Source organism: Paenibacillus sp. FSL R7-0026, from assembly GCF_038004485.1.
Classification (GTDB): Bacteria; Bacillota; Bacilli; order Paenibacillales; family Paenibacillaceae; genus Paenibacillus; species Paenibacillus xylanexedens_A.
Genome location: NZ_JBBORG010000001.1, coordinates 4,560,374 through 4,585,123, shown reverse-complemented (window position 1 = coordinate 4,585,123; position 24,750 = coordinate 4,560,374). Strand labels below are relative to the sequence as shown.

The following is a 24,750-nucleotide window of genomic DNA, read 5'->3' as shown; positions in this document are numbered from 1 at the left end:
CTGTAACTGATTTTTTGCCTTACACAGCTTGAATCTCAATTAAACGATGAGGTGTGGTCGTGATGGTACAAAAAACCGTTGAACTTTCCGAAACACAAAAGGGAATCTATTTTGATTGTCAGGTGAATGATCCCACTTCGTATAACATCTCAGCTTCAATGCAATTTGATCATCTTCATATGGAGATATTTCGCCAGGCCATCGAATTGCTTATGTATGAGCAAGTGGTGCTGCGTACTCGGATTGAGATTCAAAATGATGTACCCGTGTTATCCGTTCATGAAGATATGGATTACTCACTTGCCTTGTGGGACCTAAGTAGCGAGAATCAGGAGAATCCAAAGGAACAACAGTTAGAAGCATTGGTGGATGAATGCATCGGGACACCTTTTGAGCTGGAGAAAGGTCCTCTGTTCCGTATAATGATTGTTCAGATGGATAAAAGCCGATATATTCTGACCTTATGTATTCATCATTTAATATGTGATGGCTTGTCGCTTGAACTGATGAAAAACAAACTTATCCAGTCATATACATGTCTTCTTGAAGATCAGCCTGTGGATGTCAAGCTGGATGAAGGGTTCATCTCTTATGTTGAGGCAGAGAACAAGAAACTGCACGAAAACAAGTACTCGAAAGAGCGGGAATACTGGTTAAACAAAATGAAGGGAGCGGAACCTCTTTCTCTAAAGCACGACTTTCCAGCAGGTTCTGTACAAGAAGGTATTGGTCATGAACTGCGATTTGATATTTCGGAATCGTTAATGGCTGATATTACACAGATGTCCAAAGATAATGAAGTAACCGTTTTTATGTTCTTTATGGGTGCCTTTGGCATTCTTATGAGTAAATATGTCGGTACAGACGATATCACCTTTGCCTCCCCATATTCTCATCGTCCCGGTATGGACTTGGAAGAAACGATTGGATGTTTTGTCCATATGTTGCCCATGCGATTCCATATTGACCTCGAATCAACTCTAAAACCTCTGCTGCAACAAGTAGCCACAACCTGGATGGATACGTACAGGAACATCGGATATCCCAATAACCTCATTGTCAGAGACAGCATGTTACAGGCTCAACCCGGATCACCATCGTTGTTTGATATCTCCTTTGTTTATGATTCCTATGAGGAAGATATGCTCGGAACTCGTATTCTGGATCAGGATAAGGTTACGTTTCCAGGAGATCTAATGGTGGTGTTGAGTCGTTTACCGCAAGGTGCTCAGTTGAAGCTGCAATATAAACCGAGCTTGTTCCGTGAAGATTCAATGGAGCGAATGGGCCAACGATTTCTATACTTGCTGAATCAACTAGTAACCAATTCTGATCAAAAAATCAGTGAGTTCAGCCTCCTGATGCAGGATGAGAAAGAAAACCTACTGTACCGATTCAATCAAACTTCTTATTTTCCCTACACCCCACAACATATTATGGATATATTTCACGATAAAGTAGCACGTTTCCCGGAGCGGGTAGCTCTAATGGAAGGGAATCAGCATCAGACCTATGCGCAAGTCAACGCAAAAGCGAACCAATTGGCTAGGCAGATTGTTGCGAGTAAAAAAAGTGATAACGCGGCAGTTGGCGTGCAAATGTCACGTTCCTCGGATATGGTCATTGCCCTATTGGCTGTATTAAAAGCCGGATGTGCTTTTGTGCCTGTAGACCCTTCCTATCCTTTGTCCAGAAAGGACTATATTATATCGGATGCAGACATATCCATAGTGCTGGCTATGCAACCCGAAAAAGATGACGAGACTCTGGATGTCCAGTACATCTACGTTGAGGGCGATCGGGCTTATACGGGGGATGTCTCAAATCTCGAAGAGGCGCTGAATCCGCATAGCCTTGCCTATATCATGTACACGTCCGGATCAACAGGCAAGCCCAAAGGAGTCATGGTTGAAAATCATAGCGTAGTTAATACACTGCTTGATCTGGAGCGTCGTTTTCCAATGCAGGCGCAGGATGTTTACTTGCTGAAAACGGCATATACCTTTGATGTGTCCGCCACGGAACTTTTCGGCTGGTTCATGGGTGAAGGCGCACTAAGTATTCTTGAGCCTGGAGCAGAAAAAGACCCTGCTCGTATTGTGTCTACGGTGGCATCACATAAAGTGACCCACATCAACTTTGTTCCAACGTTATTCCGTCTTTTTCTGGAAACGATGGAGCTTCGCTCCGATCTGTCAGCATTGGAAACGCTGAAATGGATGTTTGTTGGCGGAGAGGCAGTTACGCCAGACATCATTGAGAAATTTAACAGGTTAGGCATTAGAGCAAGTCTTGAAAATGTTTATGGTCCAACCGAATGCACCATATGGGTTTCTCATTATCCATTAAGCCATTACGAAGGCTTGGGCAATGTACCGATTGGCTACCCGCTCAATGAGTCCAGATGGTATGTCGTCGGAAATCATGATGAGCTTCAGCCGTTAGGTATTCCAGGGGAGCTTTGTCTTAGCGGTGTTGGGCTTGCACGTGGATATCTGAATCTGGAACAGATGACCCGAGAGAAGTTTGTCCCTAATCCTTTCTTTCAAGAAGGACAGGACGCCGAGCATTTCAGGTACATGTACCGCACAGGGGATCTGGTACGTTCACTCCCAAGCGGTACGATCGAATATCTGGGGCGCATTGATTTTCAGGTTAAAATTCAAGGAGCCAGACTGGAGACAGGCGAAATTGAGAATACCCTGTCATCCTATCCGGGTGTCATCCAGACCGTGGTAGTCATGAAATCATTTGAAGGTAGGTCCGGCTTGCTGTATGCCTACTATCTGTCAGAGCAGGAGCTGCCTTCTGTCGAATTGAGAGAGCACCTGTCTCGTTTGTTACCGGCATATATGATACCATCCGTTTTTGTACATAAATCCGAATTTCCATTGAATAGCAGTGGGAAGATTGACCGGAAGGCACTCATGGCAGATATCACGCATGCTCACACTTCCAGTACGTTCTATACCGCTCCGTCTTCTGAGCTTGAGAAGGTTATAGCCGAAGTGTGGGCCGAAGTGCTCGGTGTTGAGAGAGTAGGGCGCGATGACCATTTCTTTGAATTGGGCGGAAATTCATTTTCTGTCATTCAGGCTCACAATAAACTAAAGCATTATACCGATGTGGAGTTCCCTGTTCCTCGTTTTTTCGAATGCCCGACATTGCGTCAATTTGCCGCGCTGGGACCGAAAGATGAGGGAGTTCAGATATCGACTGAAAGGGAACAATTGTTTCAACGAAAAGACGGCATTATGCGTGAGGACATTGCAATTGTGGGCATGGCGGTGAATGTGCCGGGCGCTGAGGATATAAGAGGGTTCTGGAGTAACCTTGTTGAACGGCGGGAAAGCATTCACTTTTATAGTGATGATGAATTGAGGGAGCTTGGCGTGGAGGAAGCGCTGCTGCGTTCACCTCGTTATGTCAAGGCAAAAGGACGTGCCAACGGCATCGATGAGTTTGACGCAGGGTTCTTTGACTATACTCCCGGTGAAGCCAAAATGATGTCTCCCCAATTCAGACTTTTGTATCAGGGAATATGGGAAGCGCTGGAGGATGCAGGCTGCAGACCGGATGAAGCGGGTAAGGTGGGTGTGTTCCTTGGCGGGTCCGATGACTTCGAATGGTACCGTCAAGTGCTTTTTAACGATGCTAACTATAGCAGTAAATACGAAGCATTTACCCTCAGCACCAATCATTTTCTCGCTACCCGAATGGCTTATAAGCTTAACTTAAAAGGGCCGGCCTATACCGCTCTGACGGGATGTTCTACTTCACTGGTTACACCTCATCTGGCATGTCAATCTTTGATCGTTGGAGAATGTGATGTGGCCGTGGCTGGTGGGATCACCGTGGAGTTGCCCAATGAAGGGGGTTACATATTTGAGGATGGCATGATGTTCTCCATAGATGGACACTGTCGTCCATTTGATGCGGCAGCCAGTGGAACCGTCTTCTCCAATGGTATGGGAATTGTGGTGCTGAAGCGGGTAACCGATGCTCTGCGGGATGGAGATCATATCTACGGGGTCATCAAAGGCTCAGCAATTAACAATGACGGACAAGAGAAACTCAGTTTTCTTGCTCCTAGCGTAAGCGGACAGGCTGAAGTCATTCAGGATGCTTATAAGGTAGCTGGAGTAGACCCGGAAACGGTGAGTTATATCGAAGCACATGGTACGGGAACGTTGCTTGGTGATCCAATTGAAGTAAACTCGTTAACTCGGGCCTTTGCTTCCGACCAAAAGCAATTTTGTTATCTGGGTTCGGTCAAAGGCAATGTGGGACATATGGATACAGCCGCAGGTGTGGTTGGTTTAATCAAGGTAGCGCTCAGTCTTGCACAAGGTTATATTCCTGGAACAGCGAATTATGAGCAGCCTAATCCCAAGATTGATTTTTTGAATACGCCTTTTAAAGTTAATGCACAAGGGGTGGACTGGAAACAGGGCAATGTTGGAGTCATGCGCGCAGGAATCAATTCATTTGGTGTGGGGGGCACGAATGCTCACATGGTATTGGAGGAGGCTCCCATGATGGAGAAGTGCAGTCCGGATGATGACGTAAATATATTGCTTTTTTCCGCCAAAACAGAGTACTCGCTGAACCGCACCGCTGAACGGATTATGGAACATCTGACTCAGCAGCCGGAGCAATCTGTGTCGAACGCAGCGTGGACCTTGCAGTCAGGTAGATCTGTTTTTGCGTATCGTAAGGCACTCATTCTGGATAAGACATGGAAGGATAATCCGGACAAGCTGATACAGCAGCTGGGGAAAGCACGCGTATACCATTCAGCTCAAGGCACTCGTCCCGTATACTTTATGTTCCCCGGACAGGGCAGTCAGTATCAGGGAATGGGTGCAGAACTATACAGATCTACAGAGCAAGCAGGCCTGGCTCCAATCTTCAGAAGTTATATTCAGGAAATATTGGACCTTCTGCCTGCTGAAGAACGAGAAGATATGCTGTCTGTTGTATACGGGGATCAGCAGCCTGAGCGAATAAATCAGACAGAGTACAGCCAATTCGCACTGTTCATGACAAGTTATGCGCTGGCCAAGTCGCTGCTGGATCTGGGCATCAAGCCAGATGGCATGATCGGGCATAGCATTGGTGAATTGGCTGCCGCAGCGGTAGCGGGTGTATTCGAACTCGGAGATGCTGTCAAGTTAGTTCGGCTTCGCGGACGTCTGATGCAGCAACAACAACCTGGGGTCATGCTTGCCATTATGGCGGATGCACAGCAGGTGAAGTCACAACTGGAGGAAGACATGTGGCTTGCCTTGGTGAATACTACAGGTTCCAGTGTAATTGGTGGGACAGCTGTAGCCATTTCACGGATGGAAGCCAAGGCTGAGGGACTGGGCTGGAAGTGCATTCGTGTGAAGACTTCCCATGCATTCCATACGCCAATGATGAATCAGGCCGCCGAGGAATTTAGACGTTATTTAGCAGAGCATTCACTTCATACGCCACAGATCCCTTTACTGTCCAACACCAGTGGAACATGGGCGCTTGGAGATGAAATCACACAACCTGACTATTGGTCCCGTCATATTTTACAGCCGGTGTTGTTTGAATCAAACCTGGCTGAAGTGTTGAAGGATGAGCGGGCTGTATTAATTGAAGTAGGTGCAGGAAGAACGCTAAGCTCCTTTGCCAGACAGCACGGTCTATCAAGAGATTCCCAGACGGTACTGAATATGCTACGTCACGTAAGGGAGACGGAGCAGGACAGTATCTATGTGAACCGCAGACTTGCGGAGTTATGGTGCGAAGGCATTGAACCGGACTGGAAGGTGCTCAAAGGGCAGACGGTACGACGCAAATGCTCTCTGCCTACTTATGTTTTCAACAAACAATCCTATCCTGTCAGTGTTTCTCTTTCTGGCTCATCAGCAGCGGAAGGAATGGGTACGGGGGATGATAGGCAGCATGCAGAGCAGGGTAAGGGAAGTGGCTCTACTCTAATAAAAGGGACAGTTTATACTGGCGGTTCAGACCAACTGAAACAGATTGTCCTGGACGCATATCGAACGATTTTTGGCATCGATGATCTAGATGAAGAGGTTAATTTCTTTGCGGTCGGAGGAGATTCGCTCAAAGCAGTCAGCTTGTCTGCATGGATCCGGTCTCATTTAGGAATTCAGCCTGAGGTAGCAGATATTTTCAATCATTCAACGCCTATTCAACTGGCGGAGCATCTCTATGTCATAGCGAAACCAAAAGTGGACCAACAGACGATACAATCTGCACCCACTATGGATGCTTATCCAATCTCTTCTGCACAGATGCGTATGTTCACACAAGCGATGCTTGATCCAGGCAATACGGCATACAACCTACCGTCTGCAACCATTATTGAAGGTGAATTGGACCGTATAAGAGTTGAGGCTGCTTTGCAGAAGTTGATGCAGCATCATGAGGCGCTCAGAACATCGTTTGAGATACGGGGTGGTCAGATCGTTCAGATCATCCAACCTTCGATTCGCCTAAGTATGGGCTATGCAGAGCAGCATGTGGCAGATGACCAAGAGTTGCCTGCGATGATCGAGACATTGATTCGTCCTTTTGATCTGGGGAGTGCTCCGCTTATGCGGGTTGAACTGATTAAAATAGGCGAGCGCAAGCACCTGTTATTCTTTGATATTCACCATATTATCGCGGATGGTACATCTGTCGAAATCATCACTCGTGACTTCAATGATTTATATTTTGGCAAAGAGCAAGCAGTCCGATTGCAGTACAAAGATTACGCGGTATGGCAGCAGCAGCGTCTCGCTTCACAGGAATACATTTCACATCAAACATACTGGCTGGACCATCTTGGCCCTTCTTTACCTGTGCTGGAGCTTCCACTTGACCAGGAGCGTCCATCACAGCGATCCATGCAAGGGGGACGTCTCCATTTCACGTTGAATCGTTCGTTAACACAACAGTTGCACGAGCTGGCTTCCTCATCGGAAGCATCCATGTATATGGTAATGCTAAGTTTGTGGAATCTTCTTCTTGCACACCGCTCAGGTCAGCAGGACATTGTGGTAGGAACGCCTGTTGCAGGAAGGATGCAAGAGGAGTGGAAAGAGACGGTAGGCATGTTTGTCAATATGATTGCGATGCGGAATTTTCCAACGTTTGATCGTACGTACACTGATTTTTTACGCGAACTTAAGCAACATACACTCGATGCTTTTGCGTATCAGGAGTATCCGTTTAATGAGCTTGTGGCACAACTGGGCGTTACACGTGAGTTGAACCGAAATCCGGTATTTGATGTTTGTTTTGATTATCAGAACATGGATTTGCATGGGCTTGAACTTCATGGGTTGCAATTCAGTTCTTTTCCGGTGGAGACGGGTACGTCTACTTATGATCTGTTAATGACCTGTCAAGAAAACAGGGAGAAGCAGGTCATTGAAGGATATATCGAATACTCGCTGGATCTGTTCCGCCAGGACACAGTTGAAGGTATGATGCAGGAGTTTATCGGACTCTGCCAAGAGGTTGTACAACAGCCTGACCTGTCTCTGAGCGAACTGTTTGAGAGAAACGAACGTTCTCATGAGCACCCAGTCCATCGTCTTGCTGGTCCACGTCTGGATTACAATTCTGCGGGGGGTCTGCATCGGCTGTTCGAGCTGCAGGCAGAACACACACCAGACAAGAAAGCTCTCCTTGTATCATCCGGAGCCTCTTTTACCTACAGGGAGCTTAATGAAAAAGCTAATACGCTGGCTTGGAAGCTAATTGATCAAGGTGTGCGCCGGGATGAACCTGTAGGCATATTATCCAGACGAGATGAATCGTTGATCATTATGCTATTGGCGGTGCTGAAAGCTGGGGCGGCTTATGTGCCTCTGGACCCTGCTTTTCCGCCGCAGCGCATAGTGAATATGATCGAAGATAGCCGAATGAACGTATTGCTGTGTACGCCTGATGAAGAAGGCACAGTGACTTTTAGCGGAGAGCAATTCGTGTATGATCCAATTGCCCAGGATGTGCGCTCATCCGTTAACCCGGACGTAAACTTCCTGTCTTCGGACCTATCCTGTGTGATTTTCACCTCAGGATCGACGGGTCGTCCCAAAGGGGTCATGATTACTCATGAGGCGATGGTCAATTTTGTTGAGGACATCAGGCACCGACATATTTTTGCACATGAGACAGATCGCATCATCAGTGTAACGACCATATCTTTTGATATTTTCGGATTTGAAGTGTGGGCACCATTGTGCACCGGATATTCGCTGTATCTGGCCAATGAGCAGGAGCAGCTTGACCCGGCTCTTGCTTCACGTCGAATACGTGAACATGGTGTTACACACATTCTTAGCACGGTCTCACGCATTAAGGCATTTGTCGAAAATCCGGAATTCGCTCAGGCGCTGGGCAATCTGCGGTGTGTACTTACCGGAGGGGAAAATGTCCCTGTGGGACTACTCGCCGATCTGAAGCGGCTTACACCCGCTCGAGTCTTTAATATGTATGGACCAACGGAAACTACGATCTGGTCAACGACCAAAGAATTGAATGACACAGCCGCGATCACCATTGGCAAGCCCATTACCAATACAGAGATTTATATTCTGAATGATGAAGGTGAAATACTGCCACCTGGAAGTTATGGAGAGCTGTGCATTGCAGGAAAAGGATTATCCCGCGGTTATCTGCACAATGCAGCTGAGACCGATGCCCGATTCATTGCAAACCCCAATGTTTTGGGAGGCCGTTTGTACCGAACTGGCGATCTGGCCCGTATACTGCCGGATGGGGATGTTGAGTTAATGGGACGGTTAGATCAGCAGGTGAAGATTCGGGGCTACCGGATTGAACTGAACGAGATTGAGCAGGCAGTGATGAATTATGAACGTGTAAGAGAAGCTGTCGTTAAGGTAGAAGGGGCCGAGCAACATTCATTGCAATTAATCCTTTTCTACAGTCTGAAGCCTGGGATTGGGCCTTCCGTTATGGGAGATGAAGACGTACAGCTTCGGACCTGGTTAAAGCAGCGGCTTCCACAGTACATGATGCCTTCTCGCTTGATTCGTCTGGAAAATCTGCCTGTGCTGCCTAATGGCAAGCTGAATCGCAATGCCCTTCGTCTGGCTGATTTTGAAACGGGAGAGAATGCTAATCCGGCTCTGGTTTATGGCTCATCGATTCAAGGAATGGAGCGGGCAAAAGTTGATCTGGAGCAGATGCTCATTGCAGCGTGGAAGGAAATATTGAATCTGGATACGGTTAATATCCATGATCACTTTTTTGACATCGGAGGCAACTCGCTGGGGCTTATTCTGATCAATAATCGGCTGAATGCCTATCTGGATAAAAGCGTTCCGCTGGTGCAACTGTTTGAGCATTCCTCCATTGCATCACTGGTTAATCATCTGGTGGCTGAGCAGATGCTGCCGACAGTTACACAACAGGTTCAAGAGGAGAGCGGGCATATTGCTTCAGCTGGATATCCTGTTACGAACCAGGACACGACAACAGCTCCAAAAGAGTATGTGAGGAGCACAGTTGAACACAGCAAAGTAGAGCAGAGCAGACCGGAACAGAGTATCCCGTTTGCTTCAGAACACAGTAGCAGAATTTCTACTTCGACGGATATCGCAGTCATTGGCATGGCAGGGCATTTTCCCGGCTCAAGAAATATTGATGAGTTCTGGGATAACCTAATGGCAGGTAAGGATGGTATCACCCGTCTGAATGAGGAGGATCTAACCGCTGCGGGTGTACGACCGGAAGACTTCAAACATCCTGATTATGTACGGGCCAAAGGTGTACTGCAAGATACTGAGTATTTTGACTCCGGATTTTTCGAATATCCGCATCAGGAATCCAATATGATGGATCCGCAAATACGGCTGCTGCATCAGTGCTCATGGGAGGCGCTTGAGCATGCCGGGTGTGATCCTTACAGTTATGAGGGAGCTATAGGATTGTTTGCCGGAAGTGGACTGAGCTTACCATGGATGGTGCAATTTCTAGGTCGTTCCGGTAATTTGCTACAGGCTTTTGAAGCCATGACTTTGAATGAAAAGGACTATATTACAACCCGAGTATCTCACAAATTAAATCTGAGAGGGCCGAGTATGGCCGTACAGACCGCATGTTCGACTTCTTTGGTCGCTATCCACCAAGCTGCTGAATCGCTGATTCGGGGGGAGTGTGATGTGGCACTTGCGGGAGGTGTCTCTATCTCCTATCCGCTCAAAGAAGGTTATCACTGGCATGAAGGCATGATTTATTCAAAGGATGGTCATTGCAGACCGTTTGATGAGCAGGCATCTGGTACTGTGTCTGGTAATGGATGCGGAATGGTTGTGCTCAAGTCACTTCGCGACGCGCAGAGAGATGGAGATCATATCTATGCAGTCATTAAAGGTTCGGCGATTAATAATGATGGCATGGACAAAATTGGATATACGGCACCGAGTGTGGCCGGGCAGGTCAAGGTTATTCAATCAGCCCTTCATCGTTCGGGAGTGTCTCCAAAAGAGATCTCCTATCTGGAGGCGCATGGAACAGGAACAAAACTGGGGGACCCGATTGAAATTGAAGCGCTCAGGCAGTCATGGGGAACAGATCGTAGAAATTATTGTGCTCTAGGTTCTGTGAAAGCCAATATTGGGCATCTTGATGCGGCAGCGGGTGTCGCCGGTTTTATTAAAACCGTACTGACGCTTTATCACCGGGTGGTTCCGCCACAGATTCACATGAATCGGACAAATCCGATGTTGGAGTTGGAGCATAGTCCCTTCTATATCAACAGGGAGCCACAGCCATTAGAAGACGCGAAGCGCATCCTGCGAGCAGGTGTCAGTTCGTTTGGGATCGGGGGGACCAATGCTCACGTCATTCTGGAGCAGCCGCCCGTCCAAGAGAGCCAAGCCAATTATGAATCTTTGCTTCTGCTGCCCTTCTCGGCCAAAAGTGAATCTGCGCTGGAACGCACGTACGATTCGGTTCTACAGGCGATTCATGTATTGCCGGAGCAGTTGCCCAATGCTGCGTGGACGCTACAGAAGGGAAGAAGCAGATTCATTCATCGTAAAGCACTAATCGTTGTAGACGGTTATATTCCGCCAAGCGAGCAGTCTGTAGAGTTCGAGACACAGGCAAGTGTGATGAATGGGAAGCCTAAGGTCATGTTTTACCTCAGCGGAAATGCAAGTTGGGAAGCGCGCAAGACTCGGGAACTATATGCTTCTGTGTATCGCAGCCAGGTCTCAGAGATATTCAAACAGCACTTTGAAGAGATACTGAACCTCTTTGAGTCCAAGGAACAGTATGCCATTCGCCAAGGCATAGGGCGATCGTTAACTGATTCAAGGCTTGAGCGCATGCAGTGCTTTGTTGTGCAATATGCTCTTTATAAAACCGTGATGCAGCTTGGTATCAAGCCAGATGCTGTCTGTGGGCAAGGCGTTGGCGAACTGGTGGGGTTGGTTATTAGTGATGCACTTGATCCAGTACATGCCGTGGGGCTTTTATACAATTTGGAGCATTGGTCACTAGAAGAAGGAGCATTGTCAGATGCTTTGACAGGAAGGATGACAGATGCAACTGTAACAGACCATGCGTCGAGTATTGCACCACTGTTATCTCCAAATTTCCTGTTTACGCTGCTAAATCGCAAGACGCTTTCTGAATCTGATGGGCATACGTTGTGGATCGTTTCGAATCAGCAGCAAGATACAGAACTAATAACCCCGGATTCATTATCAGAGCCAAACATCATTGCTCTTACTGGAGATCGTCAGAGCTTGCTTGAGGCAGACGTGTATTTAATGAAAGTACTTGCTTTTTGCTGGTGCTCTGGCATGGAGTTGGATTGGGAACAGTTAAACGGAACGGGGCGTAGGCAAAAAATCTCGTTGCCGACGTATTCCTTTGACCCCATTGTTCATCAACATGATGTTGCGTTGTATCAGCTTGCAGGTATGTCGCAGGTTGCAGCGGGTTCTATCGCAGCATTAGACCAATCTCCATCTGGGAAAGTCAGGGTTCAACGGACTGATGATGAGATAAGGCATGTATTATCGCAATTGTGGCAGGAGTTGCTTGGTAATGGAGCAGTCGGTCTTGAAGATGATTTCTTTGAGCTTGGGGGTCATTCATTAAAAGCGATTTCCTTGGCATCGAGGATTAAAGAAATGTTTGGATTAAATTTGGGGCTGGAAGAGGTTTTTGATCATTCAGTGTTTGAACACATGGTTCAATGGATTGCTGAACATCAGGCTACAAGTGACTCTGACTCAGTGAACCCAATCTTGCCTGTTACTAAGAAAGAGAAATACAAGACCACTTCTGCACAGCGAAGAATGTATGTGGTGCATGAGTGGATGAAAGGTGAGAGTACGGCGTACAATCTCGCCAGCTCTTATAGGGTAAGGGGAAAACTTGACCCTACGCAATTCAGAGTAATAATGGATGCACTGGTAGAGAGACATGAAGCATTCCGTACCAGATTTGAAATGATTGACGGTGAGCTTTTCCAAATTGTGGAGGATCAGGTTCCAAGCGTGGTGGAGTTGCTGGAATTAGAAACGGCAGGGTTAGAACAGGTCATGGAATGGATCAAGCCTTTTGATCTGACCAGCGCACCATTGGTTCGTGTTAAGCTCATTCGCCTTTCTGAAGAGGAACACATCTTATTCATCGACATGCATCATATCATTTCGGATCAGAGTTCCATTGCTATCCTGATGCAGGATTTTGCTCGCATGTACAGAGGAGAAATATTGCAATCTCTTGATATTCAGTATAAGGATTATGCGGAATGGCGTGATGAAGCTGCGTCACATGGACAATCTGTTGAAGACGCCGAGTTTTGGATACGGGAATTCGAGGACATGCCTGCACCGGTTGAATTGCTTACAGACTTCCCAAGACATGGCGCGTCATCCTACAGCGGAGACAGACGTTCCATTGAACTTGGTGAGTCGTTAAGCACACAGGTCAATGATTTCTGTACTCAACAAGGGCTTACACCCTATATGTTGTTCATGGCAACTTTGAATTTATTAATCTGGAAGTACACAGGTCAAGACGACTTGGTCGTAGGTACAGCGGTTGCGGGGCGTGAGAAGCCAGAACTCAATAACGTTATGGGGATGTTCGTGAACATGCTTGCCATTCGCACTAGCATGGACAGAGAATGGTCCACAGAGACGTATTTGAATGAGATGCGTGGTAAGCTGTTATCCTGTTATGAGCATCAGCATTATCCTTATGAAGCACTGGTGGAACAACTTGGTCTATTCGGTGATTTAAGCCGCAACCCCCTATTTGATGTGGTGTTAAATTACATTAATATGGGAACCGATGATCCTGAAGCCGGGGAACTAGTGCTTGAACCATGGGTCGAAGGTAAGGTGGATGCCAAATTTGATCTGACTTGGACACTGGTCGAGCATAAGCAATGTTACATGGTTGAACTTGACTATCGTTCAGGTTTGTTTAAAGCGGAGTCCATGGAACTGATGCTGGATAAATTCCGGTATATCCTGTCTCAGATCACAACAGGGCATAATGAACGAATTGCTCAGATTAAGCTCACTACACCGGAGGAAGAGGAATGGCTGCTGTACGGAGTCAACGATAATGCCGCTCAGTATCCGCGAGATGCGACCATTTCCCAATTATTCGAGGAACAAGTTCATGTGCATGCACAGAAGACAGCATTGGTCTGGGAAGACGGTGAATGGAGCTATGCGGATCTGTATGAACGTGTTCAGTGGCTGGCGTTCAGGTTGCTTGGACAAGGGGTAAAATCAGGCTCCAGTATTGCTCTTATTCTGGACCGCGGACCGATCCAGATGATCAGTATTCTTGCTACACTCCAAGTGGGTTGCAGTTATGTCCCGATCGACCCGGCTTCGCCGCCATCGAGAATTGAATTTATTTTGCAAGATTGCGATGCGGCTGTGTTATTGACTGAATCGGCGTATGCCTCCACATGGCAATCTGTAGTTCCTTGTATCGTGCCGGCAGATGAACTGGCAGCATTTGATTCAGGAGACATGCAGGAGCCCGTTGAACATATGAACAAGACTGCTCTTGACCCGGCTTATATCATTTATACATCAGGGTCAACAGGAACCCCAAAAGGGACTGTGATGAGTCATCGCAATGTGACCAAAGTCATGAAAAATAGCAATTTTGTCACCGTCGTGCCAGAGGATCGTATCCTGCAAATTTCTAACTATGCGTTTGACGGTTCCATTTTTGATATTTTTGCTTCATTAATAAATGGCGCTACTCTTGTATTAATCTCGAAAGAGACCATTTTGGATATGGCTCGTTTGGCGGATGTCATCCGACAGCAACGGATTTCAGTATTTTATATTCCGACATCCTTGTTTAATATGCTGGTGGATTGGGATGCTGAATGCTTGAAGAATGTGCGTAGAGTGATGTTTGGTGGTGAAGCTGCATCGGTGAGTCATGCCAACAAAGCGCTTGCATGCGTGGGGCCGGGCAGACTGTTAAATGGATATGGGCCAACGGAAGCAACCTTTTTTGCCTCCTACCACTTATTACAGCAAACAGAGCCTTATACTGGCTCACTGCCTATAGGTTACCCCCTGTCTAACACAGCCTTGTATGTTCTGGATGATGAGCTGAAGCCTGTGCCACCGAACGTTCCAGGTGAACTGTATATCAGTGGGGATGCGGTGGGTATTGGATATCTTAACCGTGAGGATCTTACCCGAAAACACTTTCTTGATGATCCCTTCCGCAAGGGAGAACGAATGTATCGGACAGGTGACATCGTTAAACGTCTGATTGACGGCAGTCTGATTTTTATTGAACGTTCGGATTTCCAGGTCAAGATTAGAGGTTTCCGCATTGAGTTATCGGAGATAGGCAATTGCATGGAGCGTCTTTCGGGAGTTCGTGATGCCTTTGTCATGACAGTTACAGAACCATCAGGCAGTCTATACATTGCCGCTTTTTATACAACCGATACTGGAGCAGATACTGAGTATATTCGAAGAGAACTTCACCAGCAGCTGCCAGAGTACATGGTGCCTGCACGAATTATTCGAATGGATCATCTTCCGATTAATGCCAATGGCAAAGTGGACCGAAGAGCATTGTCCGAGCATTTGGTTGAAGAGCAGCAGAGGTCTCTGGAGATGAGTTCACCTCGGACAAAAACGGAGCGTGTTATTCTTGCCGCCATGCGACAGATCCTGGGTAATCCGGGCATTGGTGTGGAAGATCACTTCTTTCAAAATGGGGGGCATTCGCTCAAAGCGATTGCATTCACTCAAATTTTGGCAAAAGAAGGAATTGCCATCAATGTGAACGAATTATTCCAATATCCGACAGTTAGAGGACTTGCCAAATTGGTAGACATTAATCCTCCGGCGTCAGTCTGGTCCGAAGATAGCCTGCATATTCAGTCCCCGATAGTCATACCACAGGACATAACACTTCATGAGATACAACTGGACAGCCTGGTCCTGCATGTCTTAAACAGCTGTAATCAGGTTTCATCTTTTATGGCGGGCATGACCCCTATGGGTCAATTCCCACTATCTCCAATTCAACAAGCTCATGCTTCTACGACTTCACGAGCAAGCGGATTTACAACAACGCTGGAAGGCGAATTGAATGAACAAGCTGTAAAACACCTGATTCTTGGGGTTATATCCCAGCATCAGTTGATGCACAGCATGATATATGAGGAAGAACAATTGTATTGGCATCCATGTGATATATCGTTAGCGGCGGACATGCTGCAACAGCTTATCCCATATCTTGATATTCGTCATTATGCTTCGGCTACGATTGAGCAGTTGGAGTACAAACTGGTTCAGTCTCTGTTACACAAAACGTATACGTTGAAGGAACTGCCTTGGCGTCTGTGTATTTTGCGTACAGGAGCCACAGAGCATAAGCTGATTTGGAGTTTTGATCACCTTGCGTTTGATGGTATGAGTGCCCAAATCATCAAGCAGCAACTTGAGTCGAAGGCATTATATAGACCGCAAGGTGTAGGGACAGAGAGTGATCTTCTGTACCAAGTACGAAATTATGAGGATTATGTAAGTTTTCTGTCTCAAGGCCCCATAGGGGTATCAGAAGATGCAATAGAGAAACAATTTTCGCTTCAGGCATGGCATAGTTGTAACACCATCGTCATGAACAAGTTGAAGGAAACAGAAACATTGTCGCCTTCAGCCATGACTGCCGAGTTGTCCCTTGCAGGGAAGGAGCCTGCAGATGTTTGGTGGACATGCTTTGAAACTTTTTCCAACATCATTGCGGCTTATCTAAACATAAGCCAATTGCCAATAGCCCTGGTGCATTACGGAAGGGAGTATGGCGAAGAATCCTACTACGATTTTGTGGGAGAATTCCTTGATCTGATTCCAGTGCTGGTAGACAGTGAATTCACACAGGAAGATCTGTTGGAACGTCTTGAATTTACGAAGCAACACAGCATTAACTTTATGGCACTTACACATGATTCTTCCCTCTCGGCACAATATGATGGCATACAGGAACAATTGGGAACTGCCTACAGGCAAGCAGAACAGGAGCCGCGTCAGATGATTCTGTTTAATTATCAAGGCTTCATCTCCAGCAGCGAAGCGATCCCAATGTCGTCTCAGTCGTCGGATGACCAAGATTCGAATTCGGGACTCGCCCAATTCGAATGGGTTATTCGTTACGACGAAGAGTTTCTGTACGTACATCTGGCCTGTCAGGCTGGTCTGGACATCAAACGTATGAAACAGCTGATCGATGACAAGCTTGGTAGCGATGTGAAAGTGGTAGTTCACAATGAGGCAATGGAGGTGCAACATGTCCAGTAAATCCATACAGCGAGGACCCGAGCTGATTGTGCCAGAACATTATTCAACAGTGGCTGAGATGCTAATCTACATTGCAGATACTCATCCAGAAAAGGGAATGACCTATATCAGCTCTTCAGGTGACGAACAGTTTGAATCATATCCTGAATTACTGATGCAGGCGCGCAAGTACCTGCAGTCTCTTCAGGAGCAAGGCATTCAACAAGGACAGGTCGTTATTTTGGAAATTGACCAGTCACAGGAATTTTACCGTACCTTTTGGGCTTGTATGCTGGGGGGCATTATTGTCGCCCCGGTTAGTCCTCCGGCTGCCTGGGAACCAGGCTCAGCCGGTCTGGAGAAATTCACGAAAGTGTGGGAGGTACTCGGGCGTCCGGTCGTTATCGTCGAGGAAGCCTACATGTCCAAGTATAAGCAGCTTGCGGAAAGTCCGGTATTCAAAGGTCTTATGTTGATTAGCGTGAGCCAGCTTCAAGCAGGCCAGCAGATGGCTGATCTATGCCCAACCTCTCCTGATGACATTGTGTTCCTGCAATTCTCATCAGGAAGCACGGGAATTCCCAAAGGTGTGCAGTTAACAAATCACAATATTATCGCCAACAGTATTGCATGCAAGACTTTTCTTGGAGCTGAAGAAGGAGATAATGTGTTTACCTGGTTGCCGCATACGCATGATATGGGGATATTTGGACAGCATCTGACACCCGTCCTGAGTGGAGCCAACATTATGGTGATGTCACCTTATACCTTCGTACGGTCCCCTTATCTGTTTTTGCGCAAGATTACGGAGCATCAGGGAAAATGGTTTTGCTGTACCAATTTCGGATTCGAATGGATGGTTCAGAAGATCCCGGATTCCAAGCTCTCAACGCTTGATCTGTCTTCACTGCGTATGACCTTGAATGGTGCAGAGCCTATATCAACGTCTGTAATCGAGCGATTTGTCAAAAAATTTAGCTCTTGTGGCTATCGTCCCAATATGATGTTTCCTGCGTATGGCATGGCAGAAGCGACAGTAGGTGTATGTACCTCCAGACTGGGGGAAGAACCGCGAATTGAACGTATTTCGCGTTCACGGCTGGTGCAGGAAGGACTGGCTGTGCCAGTCCAGCTGCCTAGCAGTGATAGCCATACTTCGGATGTGATCGAATTTGTCCATGAAGGATACCCCATGACAGGGATTCAGATCCGGATTGCGGATGAACAGGGTGAAGTGCTGGATGAGCGGGTCGTTGGCGAAATCCAGATCCGTGGGGAATCGGTAACCTCCGGATATTACAGTCTCCCGGAAATCAATCGTGAAATGTATGTGGATGGGTGGCTTCGCACTGGAGACTTGGGGTATATGGCTGATGGCTCCCTGGTTGTAAGCGGACGAATCAAGGACATTGTGTTTATTCGGGGACAGAACCATTATGCGCATGATCTTGAAGAAATTTTGTACCAGAATAGCAGCATTCCGAGAGGGAATCTGACGGTAGTCGGGCACTTTAACAGCCTCAAACAAGTAGAGGAGCTGCTTGTATTTGTTAAATACAAATCGGGCACTACACAGTTTCTGGATGTACGACAGGATCTGATCCAACGTATGAGGGCTGGATTGGGTATTGAGATCACCCATGTTCTCCCAATCAAGGTTATTCCCAAAACGACGAGTGGCAAGGTCCAGCGCTTCATGCTGAGAAACGAATATGAGCGTGGAGTATTTACCAAGGAAATCGATGCCATTGAAGAGGTGATTCGCGAAAACACACAACAGCAACGACACGAGACGGTTTCCGCATCGTCTTTGGAATATACCGTACGTAAAGCCTGGGCCGAAATTCTTCAATTGCCCGCAGGAAAGATTGAGATGGATACTTCTTTTCTCGCACTTGGAGGCAATTCCATTCTCTCTTATCAATTACTTGACAAGCTGTCTGCGCATATGGGACGTGAATTAGGACAAGAACTGCTTGTTTTTTGCAGTACAGTACGTGAGATGGTGGAATATCTGCAGGAACTTCCAGCAGAAACGAAGGACTTTGAACAAGCTGAAACAACAGATAATCACCTGAATGTACATCGTGCTATTGCTATTACCGGACTGTCTCTGCGTCTGCCTGATGCCGACACCCAAGAGCAGTTCTGGAGCAATCTGGTTAACGGGTTAGATAGTGTTGACCGGGTTAGCTTAGAGCGTGCAACACGTTCCAAGCAACCCGGTTGGGATGACTGGATTGGGGAACTGAAGCAACCGGATACGTTTGATCATGAGTTCTTTGAAATCCCGTCTGAACAAGCTGCATTTATGGATCCGCAACATCGGAAGCTGCTGGAAGTTGCTCATGAGGCGCTGGAGGATGCGGGTATGCTCGTGGATCATGAGGATAAGCGTGATGTGGGTGTGTATGTAGGGATTAACCCCAGCACATACTTCGATCTGGTTATTGAATATATGAACCGGAGTCTTGGAAAGGCTGTTCATTCTCACGCTATGGTAGGCAATATGTCTAATATAGCAGCGGCCTCCATTTCACACATGTACAATTTCACAGGGCCGGCACTGTCGATAGATACAGCATGTTCTTCTTTTCTGGTAGCACTGACACAAGCTGTGGCGGCCATTCAGGACAAGCGTATCTCTGGAGCAGTTGTAGGTGGAGCGAACATTTTGGCTACACCGCATGTTCATCAACTATCACGCAATGCTGGAATCTGTTCTTCCACTCAACATACGAAGGTATTTGACCGGGAAGCAGATGGTTCAGTCTTGGGAGAAGGTGCTGTTGTTGTATATCTGGAGCCGCTAACAGAGGCAATTCGCAACAATAAGCATGTTTATGGTGTGATTCGCGGGACAGCGGTGAATAACGACGGATATTCCCTTGGCATTATGGCACCCAACCCTCAGGGGCAATATGAGGTACTCCGTGCCGCTTATCGCGATGCCAACCTAAACCCCAGCGAGATTTCTTATATTGAAGCACATGGATCGGGGACAAGGATTGGAGATCCAATTGAGGTGAATGCCTTGCTCCGACTATTCCGGGAAAAGGGATATACAAGCGATAATTCGATTGGATTAGGTTCAGTCAAAACCAATATTGGTCATTTATTTGCAGCCTCCAGTGGAGCCAGTCTTGCCAAGGTTCTGCTCAGTATGCAGCATGGGGAACTGGCACCAAGTCTGCATATGGATAATCCGAATCCGGCCCTCCGACTGGAGCAATCGCCGTTCCATATCGTTAGCGAGCATAAAACGTGGGATGTACCTGAAGGAAAAACACGGAAGGCAGGCATTAGTTCATTTGGCCTGGGAGGTACGAACGCCCACATTGTGCTGGAAGAATGGAAAGCCCCTGTCCGTGCAGATGCCCCGGCACGCGGCCAGTTGTTAACGTTCTCTGCCAAATCAGAGCAGGCTTTAAAAAAGCTGATTGATAACACGGAGCAATATGTGAAGAAACATGCGGACCTGGCACTAGAGGATCTTTGTTTTACCCGGAACAGATATAGAAAACATTATCGGTATCGTGCAGCAGTAGCTGTCAGCTCAACCGGAGAGTGGAACATCGAAGAGATGGAATTTGGCTTCAAGCCTAGAAACCGAGCTGCTCGTGTCAATATTGTGGTTGGGGGGCATGAGATTCGCGGAGAAGATGAAGCTCAAGCTCATAAGGTACTCAGGCCAGAGGATTCTAATGAGAATACCGTATCAACCTTGAACTACTGGGTGACCTTGCTTGAGACACTTGTACGTCTGGTCCCTTCCATTCAGGAGATTCGTGGAATAGCTGCAGGAGAGGAACTTGTATCCAGTTTACATCTGGATGGCGAGGAACATCACAGCGCTCATGCAAGCCAATCCATTCCAGTGAACAACAGAGTGACGTTAGACAGTCTGCAAGACACACCTGGCAAGATGGCAAACGCGGACATTGTAATTATAATTGCTGCAGATCAGACAGTGCAGCAGCTTGAATACAGTGGCAAGGAGAGCTTCATCCGCCTGTCTGCCGAGCCGACACTTACCATGGAGGATCAGCTTGCTTTATTACTGGGACAGCTTTATGTACGTGGTGCTGCGCTGGATTGGGAACAGTTACATCCGAATGGCTCTGGCCAGATCGTACATCTGCCAGCACACCCATTCGAGCCGTATGTACATTGGATAGATGTGAATCAGGGAACGGAGGTCATGATATGACAAAAGAAGAAATTGAGCTTTTTCTCAAAAGCGAGATTGCTGCAGCGTTGAATCAGGAGCCAGAGGACATCGATGAAGAGATGAATTTTTTGAAAATTGGCGTCTCATCTGTGCAGGCGCTCAAGATCATTAACCGTGCGCGTAAGCATCTTCAAGTTGACATCAGTCCGGTTGCGTTGTTTGAATACAAAACAATTGCCGAGTTCGCCGCTTATCTCAATGAATCTCTTCTTCAAGAGGGGGTTGCCGAATGATTGAAGCGGATATAGAGCAAGAGATCATTCATGAAGCTGAATTGTTTGCTGCCCGTGAAATTCGTCCTTATGCTCAACAGATTCAAGAGCAGCAAGCCATTCCCAGAACATTGATCCATGCCATGGCTGAAAAAGGTTACTTGGCCGCCTCGATCCCGGCTGAATATGGCGGCATGGGTCTCGGCCCTAAGGCGTACGGGCTGTTGACTGAAGTATTTGGCAAGGCCCTTCCAGCCGTTCGCAGCTTGTTAACGGTACATACTTCACTTGTAAGTGAAACTTTGGTACGTTTCGGAACGCCTGAGCAAAAATCGTCCTGGCTGCCCAAGTTGGTGAAGGGAGAGTGGATTGCTGCCTTTGGCTTGACTGAACCGGAAGTTGGTTCGGATGCGAAAAGTGTAAAGACCGAGTGGAGAGAAGAATCGGACTGTTATGTTTTGAATGGAAAAAAGAAGTGGATTACGTTTGGACATTTGGCAGATGTATTTATCATTATTGCCTCGAATCAGGGACGAAGCACTGCTTTTTGGGTCGAACGCCAGTTTGAGGGGGTACAGACCAAACCTATTGAAGGTGTCATGGTTGCGGGAGAGACAGGTATAGCTGAGATTGATCTCCATGAGGTGCGTGTACCAAAGAATCACATTATTGGACGTCTGAATGAAGGTTTTGAGTACATCGTAACCGGGGCGCTGGACCAGGGCAGATATAGCATAGCCTGGGCAGGGCTGGCGATTGCGCAGGAAGCGCTGGATGCCATGGTGACTTACTCAAGGAAGCGGAAGCAATTTGATCAGAAGCTGAGTCATTTTCAGCTGATTCGCGGCATGATTGGAGATGCGGTGACAAAAGTCCATGCAGCACGAGCATTATGTTTACGGGCAGCCGAGCTGAGAGAAGCCAAGGACCCGCAGGCCGCCATGGAGACAACGATCGCCAAATATTTTACGTCCAAAATTGCTGTTGAAGTTGCAAGTGATGCGCTACAGGTTCATGGTGCGAACGGAATTAGTAACCAATATCCTGTTGCCAGGCTGTATAAGGAAGCCAAAATTCTGGAGATTATTGAAGGTTCTTCTCAGATGCAGCAGGAGATGATCTCGCATTACGGATTAAAAGCCTATTACAAGCGTGGCGGCAGCGTATGACGTTCTGTGCGCTATTTCCCGGCCAGGGAAGCCAGTATATCGGAATGTGCAGCGAGTTGTTGGACAGTGAGCCGGAGGCGAATCAGATCTTTGCGGAAGCGAGCGAGGTGATCGGATTTGATCTGAAGGCACTGGTTATGGAAGGGACCCTGGATCAATTGACGGTCTCTGAATATGCTCAGCCTGCTGTACTGACGGCAAGCTACGTTTTATTTGACTCATTTGTTCGGCGGACTGGAATGACTCCAGATTATGCAGTAGGTCACAGTTTGGGGGAGATTTCGGCTTTAGTAGCGGCGGGAGCATTGCGATTTGCTGATGGGATCCGTTTTACAGCTCAGCGTGGTGCATTGATGCATCGCTCCATTCAGGAGCAAAAAGGAAGAGCGGGTATTGTCGTTGATGTAACCCAAGAAGCGCTTGAAGAATTAGTCGGGAATATTCGTCAGAACGAGTATGTGACGATCTCCGGTTATAATTCACCGGGACAGTTTGTCGTCGCAGGTACTGCGAAGGGTCTTCAACTGCTGGATGATCAGGTGGATGGCTACGGTGGGGAATTCATTCCTTTTCGCATGATGCCAATGAAGGCCGATGCACCTTATCATAGCGAGTTGATGCAGTTCATTCAGCCTGAGCTTGAAGAGATGCTTGCAGGGATTTCCTTCTCTGCACCGGTGTTTCCCATCTGCTCTACAGTACATGGTGAGTTCATTCGCGGAGCCGAGGACATTCCTAAGCTGCTGAGCAGCCAGCTTTTGCAACCCATTCGCTGGAATCAGGCATTGGCACGTGTTCAAAATCTGGGAGCGACGGTATGGATCGATATCGGTCCAGGCCAGAGCGTAAGAAATATGCTGGCTGAGAATAAGACCTTGCCTGCAGCCTATTCGCTGGATGATCCGCAAGATCGGTCCAGGTTACTGGAGCGATATGAAGCAGTAAACCAGACAAGTGGGGGAGGCGATAAGGGATGATCACGGAGATGATGCAGTACAATCAGCGGGTGAAACAATGGCTGCCTGGCGGTGTGCACTATAATTTTCACCTTCCTTGGGAAGAGACACCGCTCCATTTCAAGCATGCTTCCCGAAGCAGAGTGACGGACATGAACGGCAACGAGTATTTGGATCTATATGCCCGCTTTGGTGCCCTCATTGTTGGCCACGGCAACGAGGAGTATAACGAGTGTTTGAAGGATACCATTGACCGTGTTCTTTCCGTAAGTCATTGCGATCTGGATGCAGAGGCTCTGGAACTGATCCATCAATATGTACCCTCAGCAGAGATGATTCGTTTTGGGTTGTCAGGCACGGAGATTGTCCAGAATGCACTTCGTCTTGCCCGGGCGTGGACAGGTAAAAATCGCTTTGTACGTTTTGAAGGCCATTATCATGGCAATGCGGACAATATTATGGGTGGCAAGACTGCACGTACAGGTCTGCCTGTACCTTCAGACTATCCTGGTGACATGAAAGGAACAAAGGGGAGAGCAAGGGATGCCATGGAATCTCAATCCTATCTCCTGCCATGGAATGACGCACCCCGCCTGGAGGAACTATTTCGCCAGCATGGAGACGACATTGCAGCAGTAATCATGGAGCCGGTTTGTGTAAATGGGGGCGGAGTCATGCCTGTTCCGGGTTATCTGCAAAAAGTCAGACAGTTATGTGATCAGTACCAGGTCGTGCTCATTTTTGATGAGATTATAACAGGATTCCGTATGGGTCTCGGTGGTGCCCAACAGTTATTCGGTGTAACGCCCGATCTGACTACACTTGGAAAGGCAATCGCGGGTGGCGGAGTTCCGGTGTCAGCCTTGGTTGGCCGAGCGGATATCATGAAGTTGCTTGTAGACAAAAAAGTAATTCATGCGGGTACGTTTAATGGCTATCCATTAGGTACAGCTGCTGTAAAAGCTACGCTGGAAATGTTGGGACGCAATGGAGGACAGGCGATGCACAGCATGAACCGCCACGCTGGGATGATGCATGACATACTCTGCCAGGAAGCAGTGAAGGTAGGTCTGCCTTTAATTGTTCAAGGGCCGTCTGGCTGTGCTTCTTATCACTGCTGCACGGAGCCGCTTACGGATACGGCTGATTATACGTTTGAATTGATGTCTTTTGATATTTTGTTGAATAGCAAGCTTGCTGAGCACGGTGTTCTGGTATCTACGCTCTCGCGGATGTATCCGAATATCCTGCTTGATATGCAGGATGTCGCCTGGTTCGGTGAGCGTGTCCCTGCAGCACTTGCAGAAATGAAAGAGATCTACGACGAGCTGATCTGATGGTAGCTCAATATGGAGGTGATTA

General features: G+C 47.4%; 6 protein-coding genes. All 6 read left to right on the top strand.

The features are described from left to right. Positions 1 to 62: 62 nt before the first annotated feature. The 6 genes from MKY44_RS20205 to MKY44_RS20180 are packed head-to-tail and all read left to right on the top strand — an operon-like array spanning position 63 to position 24,725. Complete coding sequence (locus MKY44_RS20205; RefSeq protein ID WP_341009906.1) at positions 63 to 16,841, top strand: non-ribosomal peptide synthetase/type I polyketide synthase; 16,779 nt, start codon at positions 63 to 65, stop codon at positions 16,839 to 16,841. After that, positions 16,831 to 21,030, top strand: a complete 4,200-nt coding sequence (locus MKY44_RS20200) for a beta-ketoacyl synthase N-terminal-like domain-containing protein (RefSeq protein WP_341008266.1) — start codon at positions 16,831 to 16,833, stop codon at positions 21,028 to 21,030. The genes MKY44_RS20205 and MKY44_RS20200 overlap by 11 nt, the downstream gene beginning before the upstream one ends. Continuing rightward, on the top strand, positions 21,027 to 21,284 hold the full coding sequence (locus tag MKY44_RS20195; RefSeq protein ID WP_036668520.1) for an acyl carrier protein: 258 nt from the start codon (positions 21,027 to 21,029) through the stop codon (positions 21,282 to 21,284). The genes MKY44_RS20200 and MKY44_RS20195 overlap by 4 nt, the downstream gene beginning before the upstream one ends. Further along, the gene (locus MKY44_RS20190; protein ID WP_341008265.1) at positions 21,281 to 22,432 is read left to right on the top strand and encodes an acyl-CoA dehydrogenase family protein; all 1,152 of its coding nucleotides are present in this window, start codon (positions 21,281 to 21,283) and stop codon (positions 22,430 to 22,432) included. Before MKY44_RS20195 ends, MKY44_RS20190 begins: the two co-directional genes overlap by 4 nt. Continuing rightward, a complete protein-coding gene (locus tag MKY44_RS20185) occupies positions 22,429 to 23,409 on the top strand; it encodes an ACP S-malonyltransferase (protein ID WP_341008264.1) in 981 nt (326 codons plus the stop codon). The genes MKY44_RS20190 and MKY44_RS20185 overlap by 4 nt, the downstream gene beginning before the upstream one ends. Next, entirely contained in the window at positions 23,406 to 24,725 is a 1,320-nt protein-coding gene (locus MKY44_RS20180; protein ID WP_341008263.1) for an aspartate aminotransferase family protein, read from the top strand. The genes MKY44_RS20185 and MKY44_RS20180 overlap by 4 nt, the downstream gene beginning before the upstream one ends. Positions 24,726 to 24,750: the final 25 nt, after the last annotated feature.